The sequence below is a fragment of the Paraburkholderia ribeironis genome (assembly GCF_900019265.1).
Classification (GTDB): Bacteria; Pseudomonadota; Gammaproteobacteria; order Burkholderiales; family Burkholderiaceae; genus Paraburkholderia; species Paraburkholderia ribeironis.
The window spans coordinates 72,112-85,121 of sequence record NZ_CYGX02000042.1 but is presented as its reverse complement, the minus strand read 5'-3'; the positions used below and the strand labels follow the sequence as shown (position 1 = coordinate 85,121).

The following is a 13,010-nucleotide window of genomic DNA, read 5'->3' as shown; positions in this document are numbered from 1 at the left end:
CCGCGAGGCCCGTCATCTCCGACGGTAGGTGTTCCATGCTATTGCACAATCGCGCCCATGCGGCGACCAGTCTTGAAGATCTGACCAACGGCTCGAGCGATAGTCCGACGCGAAAACGATCGACGTTGCGAAACCGCTTCGAAGCGGTTTTACCCAGGATCGTGCTGAGCCCGACGCTGATCATCACATTGATCTTCGTCTACGGCTTTATCGCCTGGACGACGGTGCTCTCGTTCACCCGGTCACGCGCCTTCGCCAATTTCCACTGGGCAGGTCTGCTTCAGTACGGCCGCGTGTGGGAGCACCCGCGTTGGCACGTGGCGATCGGCAATCTCGGCATCTACGCGTCGCTCTATGTCGTGCTGTGCATGGCGATCGGTCTCGGGCTCGCCATTCTGCTCGATCAACGGATTCGCGCAGAAGGCGGTCTGCGGGCGCTCTTCCTCTATCCGATGGCGCTTTCGTTCATTGTCACCGGTACCGCATGGAAATGGATTCTCAATCCGGGGCTGGGCCTGACCAGGCTATTCCATGACTGGGGCTGGTCGAACTTCCAGTTCGACTGGATCATCAACGACGACATGGCGATCTATACCGTCGTCATCGCCGCCGTCTGGCAGGCGTCGGGTTTCGTGATGGCGATGTTTCTGGCCGGGCTGCGTGGCATCGACCAGGAACAGGTCAAGGCCGCTTCTATCGACGGCGCCCGCATGCCTTCGATCTACCGGCGAATCATCATCCCGCAGTTGCGGCCCGTGTTCGTATCGGCGTTCGTGATTCTCGTGCACCTCGCCGTCAAGAGCTATGAGCTCGTGATTGCATTGACGGGCGCCGGCCCCGGCTACTCGACCGAATTGCCGTCGACGTTCATGTATTCATTCACCTTCACTCGTAACGAACTCGGCATGGGCGCCGCGAGCGCAGTGATGATGCTGTGCACGGTGGCGGCAATTATGGTGCCCTACCTCTACTCCGAAATGAGACCACGCCGAAAGAGCGGCGGCCATTGAACTTAACCGATAGCCCTTAGAAGACAACGATGGCTACCAGAGCATGGGATTCACCGCAGATGGTGGTGGGCAAGCATAACTACCTCTCCCGGATCGTCATTTATTCGCTGCTGGCAATAGTAGCGGTGGTCTACCTCGTACCGCTGCTCGTGATGCTGCTGACGTCGTTCAAGCCGCTGCCCGAAGTCTATTCAGGCAATATCCTCGCGCTGCCTCACCAGTGGACGGTCCAGGCGTGGGAAAAAGCCTGGGGATCAGCGTGCGTAGGACTTGAGTGCTCCGGTGTCAAAGGCTTCTTCTGGAATTCTTTCCGGATGGTCTTCTCAGCCGTAGCGATCTCCACACTGCTCGGCGCATTGAACGGCTACGTGCTGACCAAATGGCGCTTCAAAGGCGACAACCTGCTTTTCGGACTGGTCCTGTTCGGATGCTTCATCCCGTTCCAGATCGTGCTGATTCCGATGGCGTCGTTCCTCGGCAAGGTTGGTCTCGCGCAATCGATCAGCGGGCTGGTGTTCGTGCACGTCGTCTATGGCCTGTGCTTCACGACCTTGTACTTCCGGAACTACTACATCGCGTTTCCGGATGAACTCGTGAAAGCCGCGATGATCGACGGCGCGCGCTTCTTCCGTATCTTTTTCCGCATCCTGCTTCCCAACTCAGTGCCGATCATCACGGTCACGGTGATCTGGCAATTCACGAACATCTGGAACGACTTCCTGTGCGGTGCCTCGTTCACGACGGGCAGCTCCGCGCCCATCACCGTCGCGCTGAACAACATCGTCAATACATCGACAGGCGTCAAGGAATACAACGTCAACATGGCCACGGCCATGATCGCTGCGCTGCCGACACTGCTCGTCTATGTGATCGGCGGTCGCTACTTCGTGCGCGGTCTGATGGCCGGCTCGGTCAAGGGGTAAATCATGTCTTCTCTGCACGTATCCAAGGTTCGCAAAGCCTACGGCTCCACCGAAATTCTCAGGGAGATCAACATCGATGTCGAAGATGGTGATTTTCTCGTTCTCGTCGGGCCATCAGGCTGCGGAAAATCGACGCTCCTTTCTCTGATCGCCGGACTCGACACGCTCTCGGGCGGCGAAATCCGTATCGGCAACGATAAGGTCAACGACCTGCATCCGAGCGAGCGCGATATCGCGATGGTGTTTCAGAGCTATGCGTTATATCCGAACATGTCCGTCGGCCAGAACATCAGCTTCGGCCTGGAGATGCGCAAAGTATCGAAGCCCGACCGCGAGAAAGCTGTGCAAGATGCCGCGCGTCTGCTGCAGATCGAGCATCTGCTCGACCGGCGTCCGGGCCAGCTATCCGGTGGTCAGCGCCAGCGTGTCGCGATGGGCCGCGCGCTGGTGCGTCATCCGAAGATCTTCCTGTTCGATGAACCGTTGTCGAATCTCGATGCAAAGCTGCGCGTCGATATGCGCACCGAGATCAAGAAGCTTCATCAGCGTCTGGGCGCGACCATCGTCTACGTCACGCATGACCAGATCGAAGCGATGACGCTCGCCACGCGTATTGCCGTGATGAAGGGCGGCGTCCTGCAGCAGCTCGGCACGCCCGCCGAGGTCTACAACACGCCGGCCAACACGTTCGTCGCGACCTTCATGGGCTCACCTTCGATGAACCTGATTCCGGCGCGCATCGAGCGCATGAATGGCGCGCTGCATCTGCAAGTGGGTGAAGGTCAGAAGGCCATCGACGTCGAGTTGCCGCCGCAACCCGCTGCTGTCGAGCGCTACATCGGCGAGAAGGTGATCGCGGGGTTGCGACCCGAAGCGATCGGCGTGGAAAACGAGCGTGCCACGTCGGCGCTGCGCACCGTGCCCGTCACGATCAACGTGCTCGAACCGACGGGCCCCGACACGCTGGCCGTGCTCGACTTGGGCGGCATTGAAGTCTCCGCGCGGCTTGGCGCCGACATGCCGCACGCGCCCGGCGAACCATGCGAACTGCGTGTCGCCCTGTCGAAGCTCGTGCTGTTCGACACCGATACCGAAGTCCGGATTCACTGAGCGGGACTCACTGAGCGCCCAGCGCAACGACAGATGGTGCAACCATGAACAAGCTAGCTGGAAAGTTTCCAACCGCGTTGGTAACGGGTGCGCGACGCGGCATTGGCCGTTCGATCTGCGTCGCGCTTGCGCGGCGAGGTTTCGACATTGTGCTGACGGACGTCGTGAACGACGAGGATGCGGCAACGACCTGCGCGCTCGTGCGCGACGAAGGCCAGCAAGCGCTGTTCATTCAGAGCGATCTCAGTGACATCGGTTCGCATGAAAGCGTCGTCGAAGAAGCCGTACGTTCCAGGGGAAGCATTGAATGCCTCGTCAACAACGCGGGCATCGGTTCGCCGCGCCGCGGCGATCTACTCGACGTATCGCCGCAAGCATTCGATGCCGTGCTCGGTGTCAATCTGCGCGGCACTTTCTTCATGACGCAGGCCGTCGCTCGCCACATGGTCTCGACGTGCTCCAACTTTGCACGTGCAATAGTCACTGTCTCCTCCGTTTCAGCTGAGATGGCATCGACCGAGCGTTCCGAATATTGCCTGTCGAAGTCGGCGCTCCCCATGTTCACGAGACTTTTTGCCCTTCGACTTGCGAAAGCGAATATCGGCGTGTTCGAGGTGAGGCCCGGCATCATCCGCACCCCGATGACAGCAGGCGTTGCGGAGCAATATGAGGCGCGATTCCGCGAGGGCCTGGTGCCAGCCGGACGCTGGGGCGAAAGCGACGAAGTGGGCCAGGTGGTCGCGACGCTTGCCGACGGTCTGCTGCCCTTCGGGACGGGCAGCGTGGTCAACGTGGATGGCGGCCTGTCCATCCCGACATTCTGAGCCAAACGCCATGAAAGCGACGACATATGACTACGTGATCGTGGGCGGCGGCTCGGCCGGTTGTGTTTTGGCCAATCGCCTGAGCGCCGATCCCTCGATCAAGGTTCTGCTACTGGAGGCTGGCGGTTCCGATCGTCACCCGTTCTTCTCGATGCCCGCCGGATTTGCAAAAATGACGCGCGGCATTGGTTCGTGGGGCTGGTTCACGGTGCCGCAGAAGCATCTGAACAATCGTGTGCTGCGCTTCACGCAGGCGAAAGTGATTGGCGGCGGATCGTCGATCAATGCGCAGATCTACACGCGCGGCGTGCCCGCCGACTACGATGATTGGCAACAGAAAGCCGGAGCGACGGGATGGTCTTATCTCGACGTGCTGCCTTACTTCAAAAAATCGGAGAATAACCAGCGCTTCGCGAACGAATATCACAGCTATGGCGGGCCGCTGGGCGTATCGAATCCGATCAGCCCATTGCCGATCTGCGAGGCGTTCTTTCAGGCCGGTCAGGAACTTGGTATTCCTTTCAATCCGGACTTCAATGGTGCAACTCAGGAAGGTCTCGGCTACTACCAGCTCACGCAACTGGATGCGCGGCGGTCATCGACGGCAGCAGGATTCATCCGCCCCGTGCTCGGACGGCCGAATCTGACGGTTTGCATGCGGACGAGGACCCTGCGCGTGATCGTCGAAGGGACCCGCGCGACAGGCGTCGAATACGTGACTGGTGATAGCCGCGATCCGCAGATCGTGCGTGCGTCGCGTGAAGTCATCGTGTCGTCGGGCGCGATCGGCTCGCCCAAACTGTTGATGCAGTCGGGCATTGGTCCCGCCGATCATCTCCAGTCAGTCGGTATCAAGCCAATCCACGATCTTCGCGGCGTCGGCTCCAATTTGCAGGATCACCTCGACCTCTTTGTGATCGCCGAGTGCACGGGCGATCACACATACGACAAGTACAACAAGTTGCACAACGCTGCGTGGGCCGCACTGCAGTATCTGTTGCTGAAGAAAGGCCCGGTAGCGTCGAGTCTCTTTGAAACAGGCGGCTTCTGGTATGCGGATCGCGACGTGCGCGATCGCTCTCCCGACATCCAGTTTCATCTCGGCCTTGGGTCCGGAATCGAAGCGGGCATGGCGAAGCTGAACCATGCGGGTGTCACCCTGAACACTGCGTATCTTCGTCCGCGCTCGCGCGGCACGGTCCGCCTTGCCAGCGCGGACCCCGCCGCCGCGCCGCTGCTCGATCCGAACTACTGGGCCGATCCATACGATCGCGACATGGCGATCAAGGGTCTGCGAGTGGCGCGCGACATCCTGCGCGCCCCTGCAATGAGGCGCTATGTACAAAGCGAAGTTCTGCCGGGAGCGCGCGTCAATACCGATCATGAACTGTTCGAATACGCATGCGCGAATGCAAAGACTGATCACCATCCTGTCGGCACCTGCCGCATCGGACGAGCCGATGACCCCGACAGCGTGGTCACGCCGGACCTGCGTCTTATAGGAATCGATGGCATGAGGGTCGTCGACGCGTCTGTCATGCCGTATCTGCCCTCGTGCAACACCAATGCGCCGACGATCATGGTCGCCGAAAAGGCCGCCGACATGATCATTCAACCCTCAACATTGAGAGAACCGTATGAAGATCAAGCTGCCCACATCGGACGGAACAATCCTGGAATACGCGATGCAGCAGCAGGAAGACCAACTTCCGCCGTCCACCACGCCGGCTTTTAACCGCATCGCCTATGCGGCGGCTCACGTCGTCGTCGACCCCGCTTACACCTATGAGCCTTGGGGTGATGTGCCACGAGTCGACTGGGACGCCACGCTTGAATTTCGCAGCTACCTGTATGGCTTAGGGTTCAAAGTGGCCGAAGCGATGGACACCGCGCAACGCGGCATGGGCATCGGCTGGCCAACAGCCGCCGAGTTGATCCGCCGCAGTATCGCTCACGCGCGCCGCATCCCCGGCGCGGACCTGGCTTGCGGCGCTGGTACCGATCAACTCGATAGCGCACGCAGCCATACGCTTGCCGACATTGTCGCGGGCTATAAGGAGCAGTTCGAGGTGATCGAATCGGCAGGCGGCCGTCCGATCATGATGGCGAGCCGCGCGCTATGTGCAGCAGCGCGCTGCGCCGACGACTACAAACATGTCTATGACGCCGTGATCTCCGCCTCACGTAACAAGGTCGTGTTGCATTGGCTCGGCGATGCGTTCGACGCTTCGCTCTCAGGGTACTGGGGCAGCCGCGACGTGCCGACTGCGATGGCGACAGTACTCGACATCATCCGTCTTCATCAGGACAAGATCGAAGGCATCAAGATTTCGCTGCTTAACGCGCAATACGAGCGGCAACTCAGGTCGCAGTTGCCCGAGAGCGTCGTGATGTTTACCGGCGACGATTACAACTACGGCGAACTGATTGCAGGTGACAGCACCGGTCATTCGCACGCGTTGCTCGGCATCTTCGATCCGATCGCGCCAGTCGCATCGCGTGCGTTGTCAAAGCTCGCGGCTGGAGACACGGATGCATATCGTCGGCTTATCGATCCGACGGTTGCACTCTCGCGCGAGCTGTTCCGCTCGCCCACGCAGTACTACAAGGCGGGCGTCGTGTTTCTCGCATGGCTCAACGGACATCAGGATCATTTTTCGATGGCGGGCGGCATGGAGTCCGCACGTTCCGTGCAACATTTTGCGGAGGTGTTCCGCAAGGCAGACGCGGCGGGCGTGTTGATCCGGCCGGAGCTGGCAATTGAACGTATGGCGCGCTTCTTGAGCGTGCGCGCGGGTGTGTAGCAGTGGAATCGGCTGTTAAGCCGTTCTTTGCGCCAGAGACGCGAGGTTGCGATCTCGCCGAATGATTTGACGTGGGGGCACGCATTCGCGCGCACCACCATACTGTGAATTGCCGTAGCGCCTGAATGACGCCTACTGGTGCTTTTCCAGCGAAGGCGACCTGGTTTCCAGGGATAACGAATCCTCCGGTGCCGGGTTCGTTCCCGCAAACGCTTCACGATAAGCGGCTGGCGTCGTCTGCTTCACGGCGCGGAATTGCCGGTTGAAGTTGGCGACGTTCGGAAACCCGGATCGCGAAGCAATGACGGCGACAGGCCACGACGTCGTGACGAGCATCCGGCACGCGTGGCCGATGCGAACGCGATTCAGGTACTTGCCGACGCTCTCGCCGAGATGCTGAACGAAGTACCGGTTGAGCGTGCGCTCGGACAGCGTCGCCGCTTCGGCCAGTTCCTGCAGCGTCAGGTGTTCGGCAAAACGCGCGTCGATGACACTCAACGCGCGATTCAGGCGTTCGGGTTCGTGGCCCGACGGCCGGCCTACTTGCCCCTGGTTGAATGCGGCCGGGGAGGCGAGTGGCGTCGCGTCCCTGTCTGCCAGTTCGCACAACAGACCGAGCGCGGCGCTCAAGCGCTGCCTCGGCGATTTCGATAGCAGCGCTTCAAGCTGCTGACTCATGGCCAATCCGGCTTCCGGTGAAAAGGCGAGGCCGGATGCGCCCCGGCGCAAGAGCGTGCGTAGCGGTTCGTATTCGGGGCAGCAGTCTGCGATGCGTCTGGCCCAGTCGCCGCTAAACCAGATCACGATCGCCACCTGCGGTGCCGCAGCGTCGATCGACTTGTTCGAGGCCCATGTATGTGGCAGATCCGGCGGAACGAGCACGAGGTCGTTGCCTTCGTAGTCGGCAACCGAATCACCGATGTAGCGCTTGCCATGGCTATTCATCGTGAGCGTAAGTTCGTACTCCGGATGGTGATGCCATTCGAACGGGATGCGGGCAAGCTTACGGTGGTAAACCCGGATGGAACACCCAGCATCCATTGTGACGTGTTCGTACGCTGGTTTCATGGCCGGATACGCGAAGAGATTGTCCAAATTGTATCTCTTCTTGGACGCGACGAGGGCTAAGATCTGGACACTAGAGCACATACGGAGACGCATCATGGAATCCCTGCACATTGAAGATCTGCCGTCGGCGATCCGCTCAGTGAAGAAGCAGTTACGCCAGAGTCTTCCCAACTACAAGGAAGTGTTCGAGCAGATCGACGCCGAAATCAGGCGCAAGGTCGAGGTGATTGCGCAGGAGCGCCAGCACGGCGCAGCGGTGATCCCCGAGATCCAGTATGCGGACATTGCCGAAGCACGCGTGAGCGCACAGACGATTGCGACGATCAAGGAGCGCGGCGCGTGTGTCGTGCGCGGTGTGTTCAGCCCGGAACGCGCCGGCGCATGGGACGACGAAATCGCGCAATACGTTGAGCGTAATCGCCTGGACGACAAACTCGCCCATCGCGCCGAGGACAAGTTTTTCGGCGCACTCGCATCGAGCAAGCCGCAAATTTACGGCATTTACTGGTCCGGTCCCCAAGTGGAGGCGCGACAGTCTTCCGAACTCACCGAGACACGCGTCTTTTTGAACAGGCTCTGGAAGTGGGAGAGTGAAGGTCGGATTCACTGTGATCCGGACAGGGTTCCGGTCTACGCGGATCGCCTGCGTCGGCGTCCTCCGGGTTCCGAATCGTTGGGGCTCTCCGCACATTGCGATGGCGGGTCGGTGGAGCGCTGGCTCGATGACAACTTCCGGCGTGTCTATCGTCACGTCTTCAGCGGTGAGTGGTGCCAGTATGATGCCTTCGATGCGGCATGGCGGCCGCAAGCCCGAGAGATTCGTTCACCGACTGTATGTTCGATGTTCCGCACTTTCCAGGGGTGGACCGCTCTCACTCCCCAGGGGTTTGGCGATGGCACCTTGCAGCTGGTGCCGATCGCGAACGCAATGGTGTATGTGTTGTTGCGGGCGCTTCAGGACGACGTCGCAGACGACGATCTGTGTGGCGCAATGCCGGGCCGCGCCCTGTCGATCGACGCAAAGTGGCATGCACCGCTGCACGAAGCGCTTTCATCGATTCCATTGATGCAGGCCGGCGACACCGTCTTCTGGCACTGCGATGTGATTCATGCAGTCGAAGACGCCCATCGTGGGACCGGATACAGCAACGTGATGTATATCGCAGCGGCACCCGGTTGCGCGAAAAATGACGAATACCTGAAACGGCAACTGCCGACTTTCCTGAGAGGCGAAAGCCCGCCCGATTTTCCGGCCGATAACTTCGAGACCGATTTCGTCGACCGGGCAACCGAAGCCAGCCTGACGAATCTGGGCAAAAAGCAGCTCGGGTTCGACCTCTGATCCGGTAACCCGGTGCGCAGCATCCCACGCGTGGTGACCCGCGCGAGGTCAGACTCGCACCATGAAATCGTCAGGTCGAGCGCGGCGAGATCGATAGAAGGTATGGAGACTGCAATGCACGCCGACGTCGTCATCATCGGTTCGGGGGTAGGAGGGAGCGCCGTTGCATGGCAACTGGCGCAGACGGATGCGCGTGTGCTGGTCATCGAACGCGGCGAAAATCTGCCGCGGGAGTTGGAGAACTGGGATGCCGAGGCGGTGTTCGGGCAGCTTCGTTACCGGACGCACGAAACCTGGCTGGACCGCGCGAACCAACGGTATCGCCCGGGTCAGTACTATTTCGTCGGTGGACACACGAAATTCTTCGGGACTGCGATGTTTCGATTCAGAGAGGCGGATTTCGGGGAGGTGCAGCACGAAGAGGGTATTTCGCCGGCATGGCCGATCTCGTACGCTGACCTGGAACCCTACTACGACCTTGCCGAATCGCTCTTTGGAATCAGGGGAGACGTGAGCGGGGACCCGACCGAGCCGCCCCATTGCAGCCCATATCCGCATCCTCCGGTACCGGACGAACCGGCGATTGCGAGGCTGCGTCGCGACTTCGAACGCCAGGGGTTGCATCCCTTCCATATGCCGACCTCTATCGATCTGGGCTCCGGGGGAGGCTGCATTCGTTGTGGAACCTGCGATGCCTTTCCTTGCCGCATCGATGCAAAGGGCGATGCGGAAAAATGCCTGTTGCGTCCGGCCCTCAGGCGCGGTTCAGTCACGCTCATGACAGGCGCACGCGTCACGCGCCTGGTCACGGACGCGACGGGGAAAAGGATCGTATCGGCGCAAGTCGAATCGCGCGAAGGGCGAAAGACTGTGACCGGCGACACCTTCATTCTCTCAGCCGGCGCGGTCAACAGCGCCGCGTTGCTGCTCGCGTCGGCCAATTCACGCATGCCGCGGGGACTCGCGAACTCGTCGGGTGCTGTGGGGCGGTATTACATGAACCACAACTGCACGGCAATACTGGCGATCGATCCGCGCCGTGTAAACGACACCCGATTTCCGAAAACGCTCTCCGTCAATGACTTTTATTATGCGAGCGAACACGACGAGTGGCCGCTCGGCAATATCCAGATGCTCGGCAAGATTCGCGAAGCGATGCTGCGTGGCGCGATGCCATACATGCCGAAGCGGGCGCTTCGATACCTGAGTGAGCACAGTGTCGATCTGTATGCGATGTCCGAGGATCTGCCGGATCACGATAGCCGGATCGAACTGACGGAACAGGGCGAGATCAGGCTCGTGTGGAAACGCACGAATCTGAAGCCACATGCGCGGCTTGTCAGTAAAACGAAGGAAATATTGCGTCGCTCAGGATTTCCTTTGGTCGTGAGCCGCCGATTTGGTGAAGACACGCCGTCGCATCAATGCGGCACAGTGCGCTTTGGCGTCGATCCGGCGTTGTCGCCGCTGGATCCGCTGTGCAAGGCATACGACCATGACAACCTCTATGTTGTCGATGCCGGCTTCTTTCCATCGTCCGCCGCCTTGAATCCGGCGTTGACGATCGCTGCCCAGGCATTGCGCGTCGGGGAATCGCTGTGCCGCAGTCTTGGGCCGCCGGCCATTGCGAATCGGATTGTCGAACCAACCTGAAAGGAGACGGAAGATGAAAGCCACTGTTCAATGGGCGCTAGTCGGCGCCAGCACGATTGCAGAAGAATGGATGATCAACGCCATACGCGCTCAACCTGATGGAGCGATCAGGGCCATTGTCAGTGGCGAGCTTGCGCGCGCCCGGCAATTTGCGGACAAACATTCCATCCCGCAAGCGAGCGCGGAACTGAACGAAGTACTCGCAGACCCGCATATCGACGCGATTTATATCAGCAGCACCAACGACAAGCATTTGCCACAGGTTCTCGCAGCGGCTGCTGCGGGCAAGCATGTCCTCTGTGAGAAGCCTCTCGCGCTTACTACCGACGACGCACGGCAGATGATCGAAGCGTGTGCCCGCCATAAGGTCATTCTTGCAACCAATCACCATCTGCGCTGCGCGGCCACGCATCGACGCATGCGCGATCTGATCCGGGCAGGTGCGATTGGCACACCGCTGTTTGCGCGCGTCTTTCACGCGGTCTCGTTGCCGCCGCATTTGCGCGGCTGGCGTATCGAACGGCCAGAGGCTGGCGGCGGCGTCGTGCTCGACATCTCGGTACACGATGTCGATACGTTGCGTTTCCTGCTCGACGCCGAACCTGTCGAAGTGAGTGCCATGACCACGTCCGCAGGCCTGGGAAAAGCGGGGCTCGCGGACGGCGTGATGGGCATCATCCGCTTTGACAACGGCGTGCTCGCGCAGATACACGATGCGTTTACCGTTCCCTTCGCGCCGACGGGACTTGAGGCGCATGGCGCCGAAGGCTCACTCATCGGGCGTGATGTGATGACCCAGCGGCCCGTCGGGGAAGTCACGCTGCGAACCGCACGAGGCGAGGAACGGATCGAGGTCTCGCATGGTGATCTGTATGTCACGGGGGTTGCCCAGTTTCATCGCGCCGTCACGGCAAACGAGAGTCCGGCTGCCAGCGGCCGTGATGGATATCTGTCTCTCGCTACGGCGCGCGCCCTCGAAGCGTCCGCCGTAACCCGTAGTCACGTGAGCGTGGAATCTTCGGACTTGCGATAACCAATCTGCTGGTCTGATTTGATGATACGGGCGGCGCAAGGCCGCCCGATAAGCGCGAACCGCGTGGATTTGCGGGGCAATGCTTTCCTCGCGGCTGGGATCGGCATCGTATCGAGACAGCCTGTTTCACAATGTCGATTTGATCAATCTGGTAACGCCAGAATTTCGCGAGCATTCTTGTTCAGTCGTGCAGTTTCAAGCGTCCGCCTCTGAACGACCGAATTGTTTACTGCTTCCACGGGCATTAGCGCAACGAGCTTCGCACGCTCTTTGCACTTGATCAGTTTTGCTTTGTACTTCTCAAAAAAAAGTTCAGCATCAGGCTCTGTAAGATCAATATTATTCAACAACTGTTGGTACAAGGTAATCAAAATAGACTTTCCACGTTGCCAACTTTCGGCATCACCGGCCAGACCGCATTCGCACATCTTTTCGACCATGGTGTCGGTTGGCAGACTTGCTTCACTGCCGCGTGATTCTGTCCCCCACAGATTCAACAGGACATATTCGCGATCGGCAAGCGGTTCCCCGGACGCGACAACCAGAGATCCGTTTCTGACGTCCAGCGGTGGCAGGGACTTGTCGCTGTCGTTGACGAGCGCAACATATTGAGGCTGAAACCCGTCTTTCGGCGATGAATTGATCTCGAATCTTCGGCCCATGATTGGCACGCTATCGTTCATGTCGAACAAGGCTTCAATGGCGTCGGTGACGGTCTCTCCGATCTTGAAAGCGATCGATATATCTGCGGGAAAGCCGATAACGCCCGACAGCTTTTCAGCGAATTCCAAGACCCGTTTCGCATAGTTAGTATGCGCGACCTTGTAAAGCACCAGAGTGATGCCTACAGGTCCACCCCGATATGGATGTGGTCCTGCTATGCGCACATTTTTTACCACAAAGCCATGCGGGAGCTTGCCGTCTTTGTTTATCTTTTGCGCACCGAGGGCTGATGGCCCGACGAGCCGAGGAATCGTGACGCGCTGGGAACCGTATCTGAAATCGATCGCCAGATAGACAAGTGGGTCGTAGCTGACATGGAACTCTTGCCCGTACCGCAGGTGAATTTCATTGAGCGTGAGGCCGAAATAGTGTTCGCCTTCACGAATCTCGCTGGCCCACGCATCATCTCGAGACTGGTGTTTGAATGCCAGCTGAGCGGTCGCGGGCATGCTTTTCAGGCACAGCGACCTCGTTTTCTCAAACAGGTCGTTCCACATATCGCGGGGCATGTCTCTTCTCT

11 protein-coding genes are annotated in these 13,010 nt (G+C 59.5%); 9 read left to right on the top strand and 2 right to left on the bottom strand.

Annotated elements, in window-relative coordinates:
- The first annotated feature begins 35 nt into the window (after positions 1 to 35).
- Genes BN2475_RS19270 through BN2475_RS19245 form a run of 6 tightly spaced genes read left to right on the top strand, consistent with a single transcriptional unit; the run spans position 36 to position 6,671 of the window.
- Entirely contained in the window at positions 36 to 1,010 is a 975-nt protein-coding gene (locus BN2475_RS19270; RefSeq protein ID WP_094781096.1) for a carbohydrate ABC transporter permease, read from the top strand.
- A 29-nt stretch (positions 1,011 to 1,039) separates the two neighbouring features.
- Positions 1,040 to 1,933, top strand: a complete 894-nt coding sequence (locus BN2475_RS19265; protein WP_094781095.1) for a carbohydrate ABC transporter permease — start codon at positions 1,040 to 1,042, stop codon at positions 1,931 to 1,933.
- A 3-nt stretch (positions 1,934 to 1,936) separates the two neighbouring features.
- Positions 1,937 to 3,043, top strand: coding sequence for an ABC transporter ATP-binding protein (locus BN2475_RS19260; protein WP_094781094.1), 1,107 nt, complete (start codon positions 1,937 to 1,939; stop codon positions 3,041 to 3,043).
- A 44-nt stretch (positions 3,044 to 3,087) separates the two neighbouring features.
- Positions 3,088 to 3,867 (top strand): 3-ketoacyl-ACP reductase, encoded by a 780-nt coding sequence (locus BN2475_RS19255; protein ID WP_094781093.1) that lies wholly within the window; start codon positions 3,088 to 3,090, stop codon positions 3,865 to 3,867.
- A 10-nt stretch (positions 3,868 to 3,877) separates the two neighbouring features.
- Positions 3,878 to 5,602, top strand: coding sequence for a GMC family oxidoreductase (locus tag BN2475_RS19250; RefSeq protein ID WP_094781092.1), 1,725 nt, complete (start codon positions 3,878 to 3,880; stop codon positions 5,600 to 5,602).
- Positions 5,505 to 6,671 carry a dihydrodipicolinate synthase family protein gene (locus BN2475_RS19245; RefSeq protein ID WP_094781091.1) on the top strand — a complete coding sequence of 389 codons (1,167 nt, stop codon included), beginning with the start codon at positions 5,505 to 5,507 and terminating at the stop codon, positions 6,669 to 6,671. The genes BN2475_RS19250 and BN2475_RS19245 overlap by 98 nt, the downstream gene beginning before the upstream one ends.
- 132 nt (positions 6,672 to 6,803) lie before the next feature.
- Here the strand turns inward: BN2475_RS19245 and BN2475_RS19240 are convergent, their stop codons facing one another.
- Entirely contained in the window at positions 6,804 to 7,739 is a 936-nt protein-coding gene (locus BN2475_RS19240) for a helix-turn-helix domain-containing protein (RefSeq protein ID WP_094781130.1), read from the bottom strand.
- A 94-nt stretch (positions 7,740 to 7,833) separates the two neighbouring features.
- Between BN2475_RS19240 and BN2475_RS19235 the strand changes: the two genes are divergently transcribed.
- The 3 genes from BN2475_RS19235 to BN2475_RS19225 all read left to right on the top strand — a co-directional run bounded on the left by BN2475_RS19235 (position 7,834) and on the right by BN2475_RS19225 (position 11,767).
- Complete coding sequence (locus tag BN2475_RS19235) at positions 7,834 to 9,081, top strand: DUF1479 domain-containing protein (protein WP_094781090.1); 1,248 nt, start codon at positions 7,834 to 7,836, stop codon at positions 9,079 to 9,081.
- Positions 9,082 to 9,195: 114 nt separating this feature from the next.
- A complete protein-coding gene (locus BN2475_RS19230; RefSeq protein WP_094781129.1) occupies positions 9,196 to 10,734 on the top strand; it encodes an FAD-dependent oxidoreductase in 1,539 nt (512 codons plus the stop codon).
- A gap of 13 nt (positions 10,735 to 10,747) precedes the next feature.
- Positions 10,748 to 11,767 (top strand): Gfo/Idh/MocA family protein, encoded by a 1,020-nt coding sequence (locus tag BN2475_RS19225; protein ID WP_094781089.1) that lies wholly within the window; start codon positions 10,748 to 10,750, stop codon positions 11,765 to 11,767.
- A 143-nt stretch (positions 11,768 to 11,910) separates the two neighbouring features.
- Here BN2475_RS19225 and BN2475_RS19220 read toward each other — a convergent pair whose 3' ends face one another.
- Complete coding sequence (locus BN2475_RS19220) at positions 11,911 to 12,999, bottom strand: hypothetical protein (RefSeq protein WP_094781088.1); 1,089 nt, start codon at positions 12,997 to 12,999, stop codon at positions 11,911 to 11,913.
- Positions 13,000 to 13,010: the final 11 nt, after the last annotated feature.